This window comes from Kitasatospora sp. NPDC001175, from assembly GCF_053598215.1.
On record NZ_JBSFJU010000023.1, the window covers coordinates 20,261 to 36,844 of the forward strand.

The window sequence follows — 16,584 nt, forward strand, 5'->3', positions numbered from 1 at the left end:
GCCTTCGGCGGGGAACGTATGGCTCCTTCCGACCCCCCGGACCGAGAGGCTGGAACCACCGTGCTGACGGACTTCACCCAGATAGAGCCCGCCGACGACGTCCACCGAGGCCGTGCCGCCGGCCCCCGCACCGGGCCGCGTCCGGCTCGCCCCGGTGACCGCGGCCACCGGGCCGCGCGCGGGGCCCGGCGGGCCGCCGTCCTGCTCGCCGCGGTCGGTGCGGTGTTGGGCGGCGCGTCGGGCGCGGCGGCCGAGTCCGCCCCGCGGCCCGGCGGCGGCGCTGCCACGGCCGACGCCCCCGACCCGACCACCGTGCCCGGTACCCCGCAGGGCGAGGTGGCCGGACTGTTCGGCACCGGGGCGCCCAGGCCGCACCTGCGCTCCCTCCCCGCCACCAGCCGCTCCGAGATCCTCGCCCGCGCCCAGCGCTGGGTGGACCAGCAGGTGCCGTACAGCATGAGCAGCTACTGGTCGGACGGCTACCGCCAGGACTGCTCCGGGTTCGTCTCGATGGCCTGGGGCCTGGGCAGCAGCCAGACCACCTGGACCCTGCCCGACTTCTCCGCCCGAATAGCGAAGGGCGACCTCCAGCCCGGCGACGCCCTGATCTTCAACGACCCGGACAGTCCGCAGGGCGGCTCCCACATCGCCCTCTTCGCCGGCTGGGCCGACTCCTCCCACACCTGGTACCTCGCCCTCGAACAGACCAAGCCGAACACCCGGCGGCAGTCCACCCCGTACGCCTACTGGAGCAACTCGGACGGCTACCTCCCGTACCGCTACCGGGGACTGACCGCTTCCGGTGGCAGCTCCTTCCCCGGCGCCGACAAGTTCGGCCCCGGCGCGCACAACCCGTACGTGAGGCAGCTCGGCGAGATGCTGATCGGCCGCGGCGGCAGGCGGTTCTACTCCGAAGGCCCGGACGAGAGTTGGAGCGAAGCCGACCACCGGGCCACCGAGGCCTTCCAACTCGCCCAGGGCTGGGCCGGTTCCGAGGCCGACGGTTATCCGGGCAAGGACACCTGGGACTACCTCACCAACCACGAGGGCCACGACATCCCGGCCTGAACGACCCGCCAGCGGCGCGGGGGACACGTGCGAGCACGGTTCCCCGCGCCCGCGGCGACCGCCCTCGGCGGACCTGGCCCAGGGCCGCGTGCACGACGCCGGCCAGGCCCTAGCCGAGGGCGGCGTGCACCCGCACCCAGGCGTGCATGGCGATGGCCGCCGCCGCGCCCGCATTGATCGACCGCGTCGACCCGAACTGCGCGATGGAGCACACCGCCGTCGAGTGCGCCCAGGCCTCCTCGGTGAGTCCGGGCCCCTCCTGCCCGAACAGCAGCACACAGCGCTCGGGCAGTTCGTACGTCTCCAGCGGCACCGCGCCCGGCAGGTTGTCGATCCCGATGATCGGCAGGCCCCGCTCGGCGGCGAAGGCCGCCAGGGTGGCGACGCTGTCGTGGTGCCGCACGTGCTGGTACCGGTCGGTGACCATGGCGCCGCGCCGGTTCCACCGCCGCCGCCCGACGATGTGCACCTCGCCCGCCAGGAAGGCGTTGGCCGTCCGCACCACCGAGCCGATGTTGAAGTCGTGCTGCCAGTTCTCCACCGCGACGTGGAAGCCGTGCCGCCGGGTGTCCAGGTCGGCGACGATCGCCTCGCGGGTCCAGTAGCGGTACCGGTCCAGTACGTTCCGCCGGTCGCCGCCCGCGAGCAGCTCGGGGTCGTACTGCGGCCCGGCCGGCCACGGTTCGGGATGCGGTCCCAGACCGACCTCCCGGTCCTCGGGAACGAAGGCGTCGTCGTACTGCTCGCCCTCGTGGGGCACACCGATGCTGCTCACGCCCCCGAGGGTACGGTGCGCCGGGTCCTGACCGCCCGGTCGAGGTCGGTGACCGCCGCCATCACCAGCCGGGCGCCGGCCCTGGCCACCTCGGTGCGGTCCTCCTTCGGCAGCTCGGCCAGCCGGCTGTCCCAGCGCTCGTGCGCCGAACGCAGCCCGCCGAAGTCCACCCGGTCCCCGACCAGCAGCGCGGCCGCCGCGACGGCGGTGGCGTAGCGCAGTTCCTCGGCGAACGCGGCCGCGCCGGGCACCGGCCCGGTGTCCGGGCCGGGCAGATGGGCCTCCATCAGGAGGGTCGAGCGGCCGAGCAGCCCGACCGCGGCCCACGCCTTGTCGAGCTGCTTGCGCGAGAGGTCCGGCTGCCTGGCGGCGGGCGAGACCGGCTCGGCGTCCGCCCGCTCCATCGCCAGCAGCAGCTCGGAGCGGGCCTCCCGGTAGTCCAGCAGCGTCGTCCGGACCCGGTGGCCGCCCTGCGCCGGATCCCCGTACACGGTCAGCACCGCCGCCGAGTACCGCCCGGCGGCGGCCAGCCACTCGGCGAGGCGCTCGGTGAGCCTGGCGGTCTGCCAGGTGGGGAAGAGCGCGTAGGCGACCAGCGCGACCAGGCCGCCGAGCAGGGTCAGGGCGACCCGGTCCAGCGCGGTGTGCACGGGATCGCCGGGCTGCAGCCCGAGCAGGAAGACGACGTAGCTGGAGACGCAGGCGGTCATCACCGCGTACCCGGTGCGCAGGGTGAGGTACGCGCCGCCCATGAAGGCGACCGCGAGCGCGGCGGACAGCCAGGGCCCCGGGTGCAGCAGCTGGACCACGGCGGTGGAGACCGCGACCCCGGCCACCGTGCCGGCCAGCCGGGCGACACCCCGGCTGAAGGTCTGGGCGAAGTCCGGCCGCATCACCATCGCCGCGGTGAGCGGCGCCCAGTAGCCGTGCTCCAGGCCGAGCAGCCGCGCCGCCAGGTAGGAGAAGGTCACCACGCCCGAGAGCCGTACCGCGTGGTGGAAGACCGCCGAGTGCGGCTGGAGCTGGCGCCGGACGGCCTGGAGGGCGACCGGCAGCAGCCGGAAGATCGACGGCCGGTACAGACCGGTGCCGATCGCGGGGGAGCTGACGGTGTCCTGATCGTGCTTGTCGAGGGTGTCGGCGGCGGCGCGCAACAGCGCGGCGAGCCGGCGGGCGGAGCGCCGGGCGGCACCAGTGAGCCTGGGCCCCTCGGGGTCGGAGCCGGCCAGGGTGAGGGTCGGGGTGGTCCTGGGTGAGCGCAGCGGCTCGCCGGTGCGGACCGCCCGGGCGAGCGCGTCCATGGACTCGGCCGCGGCGGCGAGCACCTCGCGGGCCCGGTCCCGCGCCGGGCCCTCGGCGGGAGCTCCGACCCCGGGGTCGGCGAGCGCGGCCAGGGTGGGACGGATCCGCTCGGCGATACCGCGCAGGCCGTGCAGTTCGGGCGGGCGGTGCCGGGCCTGCCAGGGGGTCAGGGCGGCGGCCTGGCGGGCGAGGATGAACGGGTCCGGGTCGAACAGGGCGACCGGGTCCTGGCGCAGCCGGCGGGCGTAGTCGGCGAGCGAGGCGTAGGTGTCGGCGAGCGCGTCGCGCTGGGCGCGCCAACTCTCGATCGGCCAGAGGGTGACCACCAGCGCCTGGGCGGCGCCGCCGAGCGCGCAGAGCAGCCCGTGCCACAGCGCGGCGGGCACGCTGACCGGCAGTTGGACCACCACCAGCATCACCGAGACCGTGGTGGAGGCGACCACACCGCCGCTCGGTCCGACCGCCCAGGCCATCCCGGCGGCGAACGCCCAGACGGCGAGCAGCACCGGGAAGGCGCCGGGTACGCCGACGGCCAGGTAGCCGAGGAAGGTGCTGACGCCCAGTCCGGTCCCGGCGGCAACGGCCAGCGAGACCCGCGGGCGGAAGCTGCGCTGGAAGGTGGCGGTGCCGGCGGTGAAGGCACCCATCGCCGCGGAGGTGGCGAGCGCCGGCCCGCCGGCCGCCAGCGCCGGGAAGATCACCAGGGCGGCACCGAGCGCACCGCGCACCGCGCGCCTGGGGTTGGAGAGCGAGCGGTCCAGGGTCAGCCCGGCGCGCGCGGTGGCGCGGAGCGCCGTAGACCAGGACATACCGGAAGTCTAGGGTTCGCGCCGCCACCGGTGCCCGAGCGCCCGGGCCCCGCGGCCCACCCGCAGGAGCGCGGAGGTCGGCAGGAAGACCGCGTCCGCCGCGATCATCGCCAGCGAGAAGAACGGCAGCCCGAGGGTGACCGCGATCCCCGCGTGCTCCGCCATCATCACCGCCAGCAGCACGTTCTTCACCCGCCGGTTGGCCAGCGTGAAGGGGAAGGCGACCTGCGTGATCACCGTGCCGTAGCTGAGCAGGAAGACCGGCAGCAGGCCGGCGCCGAGCACCCCCGACAGCCCGGGCCAGGGCGTGAAGTAGTCCAGGTGCAGCGGGTAGTGCAGCGCGGTGCCGTCCTGCCAGCGCGAGCCCTGCACCTTGTACCAGCCGGCGGTGGAGTAGATCAGCACCACCTGTCCGGCGATCACCGCCATCGCGCAGTTGTGCAGCATGTTCGCCAGCGCGTCCGGTACGTCGCGCCACTCGCTGCCGGGCAGCGAGCGGTTGACGGCCCACCAGAGCCCGGCGACCGCCCACGGCACCCACAGCAGACCCACCGGTCCGGCCGGTCCCGCCGAGGAGGTCAGTCCCGTCGGCCCCAGCAGCAGCACCAGCCCCAGCAGCGCCCAGAGCCAGACCGCGCCCCCGTCCCTCGCCCGGCGGGCGTCCAGCGACCACACCCGGGCGCAGCGGGTGAACACCAGGTACACGGCCATCAGATGGATCACGTTGTCGCCGCCGTCACCGGCGAAGACGGCCCGGTTCTGCAGCGAGAGCACGGTGACCAGGAAGAGCACACCGCTCGCCCGGGTCCGCCAGCCCAGCGTGAACAGCACCGCCGCGACGATCGCCAGGTGGTAGACCAGCTCGAACCAGAGCCGCCCGTGGTACCAGGAGAGCACCGTGAAGGCGTGGTTCTCGGCGAGGAGCCGGGCCGCCAGTTCGTCCGACCAGGGCGAGCGGTCCCCGTACAGCACCCGCCGGTTGGGCCACTCGCGCAGCAGGAAGCCCGTCCAGGTCAGGCCGAACCCGATCCGCACCACCGCCGCCTGGTACGGGAAGGCGGCCTTGGTGGTGAACAGCTCGAAGGCCCGCGCGAACCGGCCCGGCGGGGGAGCGGCGGGCGAGGTCCCGGGCTGCCGGGGGACACCGGGCGGCAGCGGCGGGCACTCCTGCTGGGCACCCGTCACAGCAGCCCCCGGTAGTCGTCCTCGTCCACCGGCCACCAGGCCAGCTCCCGGTAGGAGGTCCCGGTGGGGACCTCCTCCCCGCTCCAGGCGGGCGGCGCGATGGTCGCCGTCCCCACCCGGAACTGGATCTGCAGGATCCGCTCGCCCCCGGCCGTCCGCCCGAAGCGCTGCAGCGCGACCCGCTTGAGGTACTCCTCGGCCGCCTTGCCGCGCTCACCGACCGCCGTGCCGTCCCCGGCGGAGTGCGTGGAGTCGTAGAGGTCCCAGGCCCGGCGCAGCAGGTTCTGGTCCGCATGGCTGGGAGCCGGGTTGTGCCGTATCGCCGCGATGTCCTGCGCGGTCAGGCCGACCCAGTCCCGGGTGCGTATCCGGCCGGTGTCGGAGATGGTCTGCACCCGGGCGTCCACGGTGATGTTCTGCTGCAGCGGGTTCGGCGCGAACAGCTTCCAGTTCTGCTCGAACTCCGGGTACACGATGCCGCCCAGCTGCGCCCGGTAGCGCTGCGACAGCGCGTTGGGCGGCGCCGACTGCAGGAACAGCGCCCCCAGGAAGACCGCGCTGCCGCCGATCAGGAACGCCGCCGCGCAGCAGAGCACCGCCAGTGCCGGCAGCGACCAGCCACGCCCCGACTCAGCCATGCACGCCCCCCAGCGGCGCGAGATACCACGCGCCCGGCCCACCACCGCGGATCCCGATCCCACCGCGAGCAGGTTGCACTATCTCAGGGCCCGGCCGAACCGCGCGACGGGGGTGCCGCGCCGCGCCCCGCCGGGACCCGACGGGGATCAGAGCACGAACGGGTCCCGCCCGTTCGCGCTCACCATCGGCCGCCCGGCCGCCTCCCAGGCGAACATCCCGCCGTCCACGTTCACCGCCTCCCGGCCCTGCGCCACCAGGTACTGCACCACCTGCGCCGAACGGCCGCCGACCCGGCAGAGCACGTACAGCCGCCGGTCCGGCTCGGGCAACTCGTCGATCCGGGCGATCACCTCGCCGATCGGGATGTGCAGCGCACCGTCCACGTGGCCGGCGTCCCACTCGTCCTGCTCACGCACGTCGAGCAGAGCTGCGTCGGCGGGCACCGAGGCGGCGTCCGTACTGGGTAGCTGGGTGAACATCGTCGGGTTCTCCTGAGGGTCTCGGTGGTCTCCACCATTGTCCGGTACTGCACGACCACGGGAGGCGCCGTCCGGTACGGGGGCGAGCAGCCGGTCGAGCTCGGCCTGCCGCTCGGCGGCCTTGGCCAGCAGCTGCTCGGCGAGCTCGGTCAGCAGCCCCTCCGGGTCCTGCGGCGCCAGCCGCAGCAGCTCGCCCATCGCACTGCGCTCCAGGCGGACCTGCTCGGCCGCCACCTGCCCGATCTTCGCCTTCAGCCACTCCAGCCGCTGGCGCAGCCACTCCAGCCGGTCCGGGGCGTCGGGCTCCGGCGCGGTCTCCGGCGCGGTGGACCACTCCTCGGCCAGCTGCTCCAGCGCCCCGGTGTCACCGTGCGCGTACGCCTCGTTGACCCGGGCGATGAAGGCGGAGCGGCGCTGCTGCTCGGCCTGGTCGGTGCTCAGATCGGGATGGGCGCGCCGGGCCAGGTCGCGGTAGATCCGCTGCGCGTCCTTGCCGGGGCGGACCCGGCGCGGCGGCTCGGGCTCGGCCACCTCCGGCGGCAGATCGGCCAGCAGTGCCTCCAGGTCGGGCAGCGCCTCGACCCGGCCGCGGGCCTCGGCGGCCCGCCGGATGTCCTCCGGACTGCCGCTGCGGACCGCGACGGTCTCCGCGATCAGCGCGTCCAGCTCGTCCAGCCGGGCGTACAGCGGCCCGAGCAGCTGATGGTGGACGAGTGCGAAGTTGTCGATCTCGACCCGCAGGGTCTCGACGTCGACCTCCAGCGTCAGCCAGGCGAGTTCGGTGGCGGCCACCAGCTCCTCCAGCTGCTGCCGTTCCGGGTCGGTCCACTGGACGGGGCTCTCCGCGCTCACCTGCTCGCCTTCATCCGTCACGGCCATCCGCCACGGCCGTCCACCGCGGCCGTACGGGCTGCCACCCTACCCGGGCCCCGACGGCCGCAAGTGCTCCTCCGATCGGATGAACCGGAGGTACAAGCCCGGCGCGCACCACAAGACACGCAACTGATACTGACGAATCTCCCCGATTCGCTATCAGTGGCGGCGCTCTCCGTGCTTCGCTGGAAGGCGCACGACCAGCCGCACCGGCAGCCGGGCGGCGGGGACACGCAGCGACACGAACAGCACCGGCACCCAGCATCCGAGCACCGCCACGACAGCACACGTACACAGGAGCTCACAACGGCCGCCCTCCGCGCGACGGCCAGGCGGGAGCAGATCGAATCCATGGTGGACGAGCCCAACTCCACACCGCGCCCGGACGGCCCCCCGGGTGACCAGCACCCCGGGGTGGTCGCCTTACTGCGCCTCGCCTCCGTGCTGATCGGCCCGGACCGCCGGATCGCCCAGTGGAACCGGGCCGCCGAGGAGCTCTTCGGGCACCGCGCGGAGGTGGCCTGCGGCCGCACGGCCTCCGGCCTGCTCCCCGCCGTCGACCCGCGCGCCGAGACCGCGGCCGCCCGCCCGCCCGGCACCGCCCGGCGCTGCGACGCCTTCGACACCCTGGACGACCTCACCCAGTTCGAGCAGGGCGCCTGGACCGGGTCGATGACGGTGACGGACCGCGAGGACCGCCCCCGCGACGTCCTCTGGTGGGCCTACCCGCTGACCGAACCGGGCGGGCGCAGCCTGCTCGCCCTGGCCACCGACGCCCGCCAGCTGCGCGCCTCCGGCCCCCGGATCGCGCTCGGCACCCGGCTGCTCTCCTACGCCGCCGCCCAGGGCGCACCGGGCGGCGCCCACCGGGTGTTCGCCGCCCTGGCCCCGGCCGGGGAGCGCGGCGCCGACGCGCTGGCCGCCCTGCTGCCCGGCGGTTCACCCGAACGCCGCGCCCGGCTGCTCGCCCAGCTGGCCGCCGCCGGCCTGCCCGCGCTCTGGGTGGACGCCACCACCAGACTCCCCGTCCTCCCCTACGAGCCGGCCGGCTCCGGGGTGGCCCGGATCGCCGCCGGGCTGGGCCGCCGCTACCCGACCGCGCAGCAGCGGGCCGTCCAGCCCAGAGCCACCCGGCGCCCACCGGAGGCGGGCCGCCCCGGCGGCGGGCCGGTCGCAGCAGGCCTGCAACTGCTGCCCGCCGAAGGCGCCGACGGCTCGCGTAGTCTCAACACCGCCGTCCCCGGGCCGCGCGAGGCCGCCGCCGCGGCCATGGCCGCGGACGGCGACCAGAGCACCGCCGCACCCGCCGATACGGACGGTCACCGGGTCAACCGTCCGCACGGCACGTCCCTCGGCCCGTCCGGCCCGATCCCGGGAGGCTCCGCCATCGAGTCCGCCGCCAACGGCCGCACCCCCGTGCGCGACGCCGACCTCCCCACGGGGCCGGCCGCCCCCTCCTCCGTCGAGGTGCTGACCAGCAGCCAGGCCGGCGAGCAGCTGGCCCTGCTGAGCGATGTCGGCAGCAGCGTCGGCACCACCCTCGACCTGGACACCACCGCCCGCGAGCTGTGCCAGGTCCTGGTGCCCCGAGTCGCCGACTTCGCCTGTGTGGACCTGATGGACGGGCTGATCTCCGACTCCGAGCTGCCCGCCAACCGGCCGGACGACCAGACCATGCTGCGCCGGGTGGCCCGCGCCTTCAACGCCTCCTCCGGCCACTGGGAACACGTCCTGGACGAGGGCGCGCTGCTGGCCATGCCCCGCTCCACCCCGCCGGGCCTCGCCCTGCAGGAGAACCAACCGGTCCTGGTCCCGGTGATCAACCCGGACGTCGCGGTGGACTACGCCGCCTCGCTCGGCGGGCCCGACCTGGTCCCGGTGGTGGTCGGCCGCTCGATGCTGGTGCTGCCGCTCTCCGCCCGGGGCACCGTGCTCGGCATCCTCAAGCTGCTACGGCTGCCGGACCGGGCCGCCTTCGACAAGAGCGACGCGGCGACCCTTCGCGAACTGGCGGCCCGGGCCGCCCTCTCGCTGGACAACGCCCGGCTGCACCGGGCCGAGGCCAAGGTCGCCACCACGCTCCAGCGCTCGATGATCCCCACCCGCCCGCCGAAGATCCCCGGCGTCCAGATCGCCCACCGCTACATGCCCGGCGACCGGCGGGCCGAGGTCGGCGGCGACTGGTTCGACGCGATCCAGCTGCCCGGCAGCCGGGTCGCCCTGGTGGTCGGCGACGTGATGGGCCACGGCCTGCACTCGGCCGCCGCGATGGGCCGCTTCCGCACCGCGATGCAGACCCTGGCCGCCCTCGACCTGCCGCCCGGACAGCTGCTGCGCCATCTGGACAACCTGGCCCAGAAGCTCGGCGACGACCATCTGGCCACCTGCCTGTACGCGGTCTACGACCCGATCAACCGCACCTGCGAGCTGGCCAGCGCCGGCCACGTCCCCCCGGTGCTGGTGCACCCGGACGGCCGGGGCGAGCTGCTGGAGATCCCCGAGGGCGCGCCGATCGGCGTGGGCGGGGTGCCGTTCGTGGCCAAGAAGATCGACGTCAGCGACGGCTCGATGCTGGTGCTGTGCACCGACGGCCTGGTCGAGGTCCGGGGCGGGGACATAGGAGCGGGGCTCGCCGCCCTCTGCGGCAACCTGATCGACCCCAAGCAGACCCCCGAGGAGGCCTGCGACGTCGTCCTGGACCGGCTGCACTCGGAGGACCGGCAGGACGACATCGCCCTGCTGGTGGCCCGCTTCGACGGGGTCGCCCCGACCGAGGTGGCCACCTGGGAGCTGTCGGTCGGCGACGCCGAGGTGCGCCGCTCCCGCGCCCTGGTCCGCGAGCAGCTCGCCGCCTGGCAGCTGACGGCGCTCGCCGACACTGCCGAACTCCTGGTCAGCGAACTGGTCACCAATGCGGTGCGGGTGGCCAGGGACCATGTCCAGCTCCAGCTGATCCGGGTCGACAAGCTCCTGGTCGAGGTCAGCGACGACAACCACAACCTGCCCTCGCTGGAGCCCGCCGAGTCCATGGACGAGAGCGGCCGCGGCCTCCACCTGGTCAGCAAGCTGTCCGAACGCTGGGGCACCGCCCGCAAGGCCGTCGGCAAGGTCGTCTGGTTCGAACTCGCCCTTCCGCGCCGCTGAGCACCCCGGCGGCACGGGTGATTCCGTGCGGCACTGCAGCAACCACAGGCAACGGATGAACGCTGCATCTCAGCTCGAAAGGGAGACCACGGGTCATCCTGGAGGCGGAGAAGAAGAGGGGGCACCGCCGATCGGCGGTGCCCCCTACTCGGGTCACGGTATTCGGTTCTGTTCAGCCCGGCATTCGAGCGAGTCGTTCCCGTACGACCGGAGCCGCTCCGGACGGGCTCCCTCCGCCCCCCGGCGGAGGGTCACCCCACCCATTCCCGCTCGGCTCCGCCACCGGCAGCTAGGAGTTGTCCGCCGAGACGGCGGCCTTCGCATGCCGGCGACGGAACAGCGCGGGGAGGCTCGGCACGGTGATGAAACCCTCCGCGCGGGCGCTGGCGATACCGATCCGGGGAATCTCGCTGCTCTTCTCGAAGAGCAGATAACGCGGCTCCCAGATCGGCCGGTACTTCGCGTTCGCCCGGTAGAGGGATTCGATCTGCCACCACCGGGAGAAGAAACCGAGCACCGAACGCCACAGCCGCAGCACCGGCCCGGCACCCAGCTTCGAACCCCGCTCGAAAACGGACCGGAACATCGCGAAGTTCAGCGAGACCCGGTCGATCTCGACCTCCTTCGCCCGCTGCAGGAGTTCGATCACCATGAATTCCACCAGGCCGTTCTCGCTCTCCCGGTCCCGGCGCATCAGGTCCAGCGAGAGGCCCCGCTCACCCCACGGCACGAAGCTCAGCAGCGCGCTCAGCTGGCCTTCCGCGTTGTGGCACTCCAGCATCACGCAACGGCCGTCCCCCGGGTCGCCGAGGCGGCCGAGCGCCATCGAGAAGCCGCGCTCGGTGGCACCGTCCCGCCAGTGGTCCGCCTTCCCGACCAGCTCGGCCATCTCGGCCTCGGGAATCTCCTCGTGCCGGCGGATCCGCACCGTGTACCCGGCCCGCTTCACCCGGTTGTACGCCTGCCTGACCACCCGCATGGCCCGGCCGTCCAGCGAGAACTCGTCCAGCTCGACGATCGCCTCGTCGCCCAGTTCCAGCGCGTCCAGACCGTGCCGGGCGTAGATCACCCCGGCCTCCTCCGAGGCACCCATCACGGCCGGCGCCCAGGCGTGCTCCCTGGCCTCGGCCAGCCAGGCGTCGATCGCCCCCGGCCAGGCCTCCGGGTCGCCGATCGGATCGCCGGAGGCCAGCGACACACCGCCGACCACCCGGTACGCCACCGCGGCCTTGCCGCTCGGCGAGAAGATCACCGCCTTGTCGCGGCGCAGCGCGAAGTACCCCAGCGAGTCCCGCTCGCCCTGCTTGTCCAGCAGAGCGCGCAGCCGCTGCTCGTCCTCCCCGGTCAGCAGCTCCTGCCCGCGCGGGCTGCGGAAGGCCAGGTAGACCACCAGCAGGAAGAGCACCGCGCTCATCGCGTTGATGAAGGCGTTCACCCAGGTCGGCACGTTGATCACGTCGATCACGTGGGCGGACGGCTCGACGGTGACCATCCGGGCGATCGAGTAGCCGAAGCGGTCCCAGAAGCCGGCACCCGTCACGGTGTTGGTCGTCTGGACCAGCAGCGCACCGACCGCGCCGCCAAGCGCCAGGCCGACGACCGCCGCCGCCAGCCCGGTCTTCGGGTTGGAGCGGTCCCCCTTGGAGGTGAACTCCTTGCGGCTGACCACCAGGGCCAACAGGAACAGCCCGGTGATGACCATGGAGAACCAGTTGAACGGATGCCGGACGAAGTCCTCGCCCTCTCCGGACACGGTCATCAGCAGCACGAAGACCAGGAAGGTCAGCCCGCCGACGACGGTGTTGAAGATCCAGGCGGCCCGCTTGCGCCGCCGCATCGCCACGGCCAGGAACAGCGACAGCACCGCCGAGGTCAGACCGGCGGTCGCCAGGTACGGGGTGAAATACCCACCCTCGTTGTGCGACTCCACCTGGTTGCGGAACGGTACCGCCAGCACCGCCACCAGGTTCACCAGGGCGATCAACCTCAGATACCAGACGGTCGCCATGGCGGCCCTCGGCCGCCAGCGCGCCAGCAGGCTCGCCAGAGCGCCGGAGCGCGAACCGGGAACGGCGGACGACTCCGGCTTCACAGTGGAGGACACGGCTCAATTCCAAACGATCAGTTGTGGGGGCGCATCCGCACCGCGCCCACGGCACGAGCCGGGCCATTGCGGCCGCGTTCTGATCGGCCCGTTCCGGGAGGGGGGCGCCGCAATCCATGGTTGCTCACCAAAGATGAGAATGACGTGAACCAGGTAGCCGATTCAGGCCCCCGCCGATCGGCGGGGGTGGTTTCCCGCCGATCCGGGCGTCACCCGCTCCCACCTGCCCCTAGGCTCGGACCCGGCAGACCGCCTTCGCCGTGCCCGGCGACCCGCCCCACCCGAGGAGAAGAAGACCATGACGCCGATCCGCGTACTCATCGTGGACGACGAGATCCTGGTCCGCTCCGGCCTCGGCCTGATCGTCGGATCCGCCCCGGACCTGGAGGTCGTCGGCGACTGCTCCGGAAGCCAGGCCGAGGACCGGGTCACCGCGCTGCGCCCGCACGTCGTCCTGCTGGACATCCGGATGCCCGACCTGGACGGCATCTCGGTGCTGCGCCGGCTGCGCGCACTGCCCAACCCCCCGGCCGTGGCCATGCTCACCACCTTCGACACCGACGAGTACATCGGCACCGCACTGCGCGGCGGCGCGGCCGGCTTCCTGCTCAAGGACACCGCCCCCGAGCAGTTGGTGCACGCCGTCCGGGTGCTCGCGGCCGGCGGCAGCGTGCTCTCCCCGACCGTCACCCGGACCGTGATCAGCGGCTACGTCGGGGGCGGCGGCCCGGACGCCGAGGCAGCCGCGCTCACCCGCGGCCTGACCGGCCGCGAGCTGGACGTGCTGGCCCTGCTCGGCGAGGGGCTGTCCAACGCCGAGATCGCCGACCGGCTCTTCCTCGGCACCGGCACCGTCAAGGACCACATCAGCGCCATCCTCGGCAAGCTGGGCGCCGCCAACCGGGTCCAGGCCGCCGTCGTCGCCAACCGGGCCGGCCTGGTCCGCAACCCCGAGCAGAACAGCGAATGACCCCCGACACCGCCCCGGCCGAAGACCATCCGCCGTCCGCGACCTCCCGCCGCACCTGGCCGGGCTGGCTCACCGCGCCCTGGCTGATGCTGCTGCTGCCCGTCCTCGCTTCCACCGTGGACTCCGTCCTCGTCGCCCTGGACACCCCGTGGTGGCAGCGCGCCCTGACCGCGCTGGCCACCCTGGCGCTGCTGCTGCGACGCCGCTACCCGGTGCTGGTGCTGCTGCTCACCCTGCCCGCGAGCTTCGTCACCTTCATCTGGATCGCCCAGATCACCGCCGTCTACTCGGTGGCCTCCCGGCGGCCCCGGCCGTGGGTCGCCGCAGTCTGCGCCTGCGCCTTCGCCCTGTCCGAGTTCTTCCACTGGCCACTCACCGACCACCCGTTCGCGTTCAACCGGGACAATGCGCTCTACGCCATCCAGTGCGCGATGCTCGGCGCCGCGCCCACCGCGCTCGGCCTGCTCGCCCGCACCCGGCGCGAGCTGGCCCTCCGGCTGGACGAGCTGACCAAAGGCCAGCAGCGCGAGAGTCGGCTGCTGGCCGAGCGGGTACTGGCCACCGAGCGGGCCCGGCTGGCCCGCGAGATGCACGACGTGGTCTCCCACCAGGTCAGCCTGATCAGCATCCAGGCCGGCGCCCTCCAGGTGAGCACCGCGGACCCCGCGGCCAGGACCGCCGCGCTCACCATCAGGGAGCTGTCCGTGCGCACCCTGGTGGAGCTGCGCCAGATGGTGGGTGTGCTGCGCGCCGCCGGCGTGCGGCAGGACGAGCCGCTCGTCCCGCAGCCCAGGCTCGCGGACCTGCCCCGGCTGATCGAGGACAGTGGGCTGTCCGTCAGCAGTGAGCTCAGCCCCGGCGACCGGCCCTGGCCCGAGGCGGTCGAGCGGGCCGCCTACCGCACCGTCCAGGAGGCGCTCACCAACATCACCAAGCACGCCCCCGGCGCCCCGGTCGCGGTCCGCCTCGCCTCCAGGGGCACCCGGCTGCTGGTGGAGGTCCGCAACGAGCGCCCGCCGCTGCGGCGGGGCACCGGTCCCGGTCCGCTCCCCGGCGGCGGCCACGGCCTGGTCGGCCTGCGCGAGCGCGCCCAGTTGCTCGGCGGCTCCTTCAGCGCCGCCGCCACCCCCGACGGCGGCTTCGCCGTCCAGGCGGAACTCCCCGTCGTGGGCGAGTAGCCGGCCCGGCACCGGAGCACCGGGCATTCCCGGGAGAACCCCGGTGCTCCGAAATCACCACCGGGCCCGTGAGTCAACAAAAAAGCCCCGCAGATCCGAAGATCTGCGGGGCTTCGCTGTGCGCGAGGGGGGAGTTGAACCCCCACGCCCTTTCGGGCACTGGAACCTGAATCCAGCGCGTCTGCCTATTCCGCCACCCGCGCATGGGTGTTGTCGTTGGAGTGTTTCCGCTCTTCCGACCCGCCGGTAAGTTTACCTTATCTCGGCTGGTCTTCCGTTCGGCTCCCTTGCGGGCGCCCCTTCCGACGTGGAAAACATTAGCACGACCTGCGGGCCGCCTACGAATCCGTTCCCCCTGCCCCGCAACCGGAGGCGGCCCCGGTACCCCCGGACGGAGTCCCGGCCCGATCCGCCAGGGGTGAGCGGGCCCGTGTCCGGGTAGCCCTGGCTTGCCACTCCCGAACACCGTCCCGAGCGCCCCGCCGAAGCGGTCGTCACCGCCCCGCGCAGGGGTCCGTGGCGGCCACCACATCCCCGGGGAACCGTACGGACGGGCCGGGCGTGGATACGATCAGTACGGAAGTACCGCAAGTAGGCCGAGCAGCGGGCCCGACCGAAGCCCTTGGAAGGGGGTGCCCCATGGGAGTCCTGAAGAAGTTCGAGCAGCGGCTCGAGGGTCTTGTGAACGGCACCTTCGCTAAGGTGTTCAAATCCGAGGTCCAGCCGGTGGAGATCGCCGGGGCGCTGCAGCGCGAGTGCGACAACAACGCCACCATCTGGAACCGGGACCGCACCGTGGTCCCGAACGACTTCATCGTCGAGCTCAGCCCGCACGACCACGAGCGGCTCAGCCCGTACTCGAGCCAGCTCGGCACCGAGCTGGCCGGCATGGTGCGCGAGTACGCCGACGCGCAGCGCTACAGCTTCATGGGCCCGCTCCAGGTCACCCTGGAGAAGGCGGACGACCTCGACACCGGCCTCTACCGGGTGCGCAGCCGCACCCTCGCCTCCGAGGAGCCTCCGCAGGCCGTCCCGCCGCCGGCCCAGGCCGGCTACGGACGCCAGCCCACCCCGCCCGCGCCCGGCGCGCCGTGGCAGCAGGAGGGCGCGGGCGCGTACGGCGCGCCGCCGCCGCCCGCCTCGCCCCCGGCGATGCCCCCGATGCCGCCGGCGCCCCCGACCGTGCCGCCCGCCGCGGGCGGCAACGTCCGCCCGTTCCCCGGCTCGGGCGGTGGCGCGCCCACCACCCGCCGCTGGATCGAGGTCAACGGCGCCCGGCACCAGGTGACCGGCAACGGCGTGGTGCTCGGCCGTTCCACCGAGGCGGACGTCCGGATCGACGACCCCGGCGTCTCCCGCAAGCACGCGGAGATCCGTCCTGGCACGCCCGCCATGGTGCTCGACCTGGGGTCCACCAACGGCATCGTGGTGGACGGACAGCACACCCAGCGCGCTACGCTCCGCGACGGCTCCAGGATCGTCCTGGGGAGCACGACCATCGTCTACCGACAGGTCGAAGGGTAGAACGGGCCACCTATGTCAGATCTGACCTTGACGGTCATGCGGCTTGGATTCCTCGCCGTGCTGTGGCTGTTCGTCATCGTCGCAGTGCAGGTGATCCGCAGCGACCTGTTCGGCACCAAGGTGAACCCGCGGTCCTCGCGGCGTGCCACCGGGGCGCCGGCCCAGAGCGCCTCCGGCGCGGCCCGGCCCGCCGGCTCGCCGCAGACCGCCCCGACCCAGTCCAGGCCGCGCCGCGGCGCGCCGACCCAGCTGGTCGTGGTGCAGGGCTCGCTGGCCGGCACCACCGTGGCCCTGCAGGGCCAGACGATCACGCTCGGCCGGGCGCACGACTCCACGATCGTGCTGGACGACGACTACGCGTCCTCCAGGCATGCCAGGATCTACCCGGATCAGACTGGGCAGTGGACGGTCGAGGATCTAGGCTCCACCAACGGCACCTATCTGGACCGGCAGCGGCTCACGACGCCCACCCCGCTCCAGCCGGGCATGCCGATCCGTATCGGCAGGACCGTCATCGAACTGCGGAAGTAGTAG

12 protein-coding genes and 1 tRNA gene are annotated in these 16,584 nt (G+C 73.4%); 6 read left to right on the plus strand and 7 right to left on the minus strand.

The window, feature by feature from the left end; translation table 11 throughout:
- Positions 1-60 precede the first annotated feature (60 nt).
- Positions 61-1,068 carry a peptidoglycan-binding protein gene (locus ACWDAK_RS18500; RefSeq protein WP_344638982.1) on the plus strand — a complete coding sequence of 336 codons (1,008 nt, stop codon included), beginning with the start codon at positions 61-63 and terminating at the stop codon, positions 1,066-1,068.
- 109 nt (positions 1,069-1,177) lie between these two features.
- Here the strand turns inward: ACWDAK_RS18500 and ACWDAK_RS18505 are convergent, their stop codons facing one another.
- From ACWDAK_RS18505 to ACWDAK_RS18525, 5 genes are all read right to left on the minus strand, one after another.
- On the minus strand, positions 1,178-1,834 hold the full coding sequence (locus tag ACWDAK_RS18505; RefSeq protein WP_344639047.1) for a TrmH family RNA methyltransferase: 657 nt from the start codon (positions 1,832-1,834) through the stop codon (positions 1,178-1,180).
- Positions 1,835-1,839: 5 nt separating this feature from the next.
- On the minus strand, positions 1,840-3,954 hold the full coding sequence (locus ACWDAK_RS18510; RefSeq protein ID WP_344638983.1) for an FUSC family protein: 2,115 nt from the start codon (positions 3,952-3,954) through the stop codon (positions 1,840-1,842).
- A gap of 9 nt (positions 3,955-3,963) precedes the next feature.
- Positions 3,964-5,139 carry an HTTM domain-containing protein gene (locus ACWDAK_RS18515; RefSeq protein ID WP_427393913.1) on the minus strand — a complete coding sequence of 392 codons (1,176 nt, stop codon included), beginning with the start codon at positions 5,137-5,139 and terminating at the stop codon, positions 3,964-3,966.
- Complete coding sequence (locus ACWDAK_RS18520; RefSeq protein WP_344638984.1) at positions 5,136-5,777, minus strand: DUF5819 family protein; 642 nt, start codon at positions 5,775-5,777, stop codon at positions 5,136-5,138. Before ACWDAK_RS18520 ends, ACWDAK_RS18515 begins: the two co-directional genes overlap by 4 nt.
- A gap of 147 nt (positions 5,778-5,924) precedes the next feature.
- Entirely contained in the window at positions 5,925-7,109 is a 1,185-nt protein-coding gene (locus ACWDAK_RS18525; RefSeq protein WP_427393914.1) for a rhodanese-like domain-containing protein, read from the minus strand.
- Positions 7,110-7,481: 372 nt separating this feature from the next.
- Here ACWDAK_RS18525 and ACWDAK_RS18530 point away from each other — a divergent pair, with 372 nt between their 5' ends.
- On the plus strand, positions 7,482-10,274 hold the full coding sequence (locus tag ACWDAK_RS18530) for an ATP-binding SpoIIE family protein phosphatase (protein WP_344638986.1): 2,793 nt from the start codon (positions 7,482-7,484) through the stop codon (positions 10,272-10,274).
- 289 nt (positions 10,275-10,563) lie between these two features.
- Here the strand turns inward: ACWDAK_RS18530 and ACWDAK_RS18535 are convergent, their stop codons facing one another.
- The gene (locus ACWDAK_RS18535; RefSeq protein ID WP_344639049.1) at positions 10,564-12,282 is read right to left on the minus strand and encodes a phosphatidylglycerol lysyltransferase domain-containing protein; all 1,719 of its coding nucleotides are present in this window, start codon (positions 12,280-12,282) and stop codon (positions 10,564-10,566) included.
- Positions 12,283-12,676: 394 nt separating this feature from the next.
- On the opposite strand from ACWDAK_RS18535, the gene ACWDAK_RS18540 reads away from it, so the two are divergent.
- On the plus strand, positions 12,677-13,348 hold the full coding sequence (locus tag ACWDAK_RS18540) for a response regulator (RefSeq protein WP_427393915.1): 672 nt from the start codon (positions 12,677-12,679) through the stop codon (positions 13,346-13,348).
- Complete coding sequence (locus ACWDAK_RS18545; RefSeq protein ID WP_344638988.1) at positions 13,345-14,526, plus strand: sensor histidine kinase; 1,182 nt, start codon at positions 13,345-13,347, stop codon at positions 14,524-14,526. The genes ACWDAK_RS18540 and ACWDAK_RS18545 overlap by 4 nt, the downstream gene beginning before the upstream one ends.
- Positions 14,527-14,645: 119 nt before the next feature.
- Here the strand turns inward: ACWDAK_RS18545 and ACWDAK_RS18550 are convergent.
- Positions 14,646-14,729, minus strand: a tRNA-Leu gene (locus ACWDAK_RS18550).
- A gap of 436 nt (positions 14,730-15,165) precedes the next feature.
- On the opposite strand from ACWDAK_RS18550, the gene ACWDAK_RS18555 reads away from it, so the two are divergent.
- Both ACWDAK_RS18555 and ACWDAK_RS18560 read left to right on the plus strand, forming a co-directional pair.
- Positions 15,166-16,050 carry a DUF3662 and FHA domain-containing protein gene (locus ACWDAK_RS18555; protein ID WP_344638989.1) on the plus strand — a complete coding sequence of 295 codons (885 nt, stop codon included), beginning with the start codon at positions 15,166-15,168 and terminating at the stop codon, positions 16,048-16,050.
- Between the two features lie 12 nt (positions 16,051-16,062).
- Positions 16,063-16,581 (plus strand): FHA domain-containing protein FhaB/FipA, encoded by a 519-nt coding sequence (locus tag ACWDAK_RS18560; protein ID WP_344638990.1) that lies wholly within the window; start codon positions 16,063-16,065, stop codon positions 16,579-16,581.
- Positions 16,582-16,584: the final 3 nt, after the last annotated feature.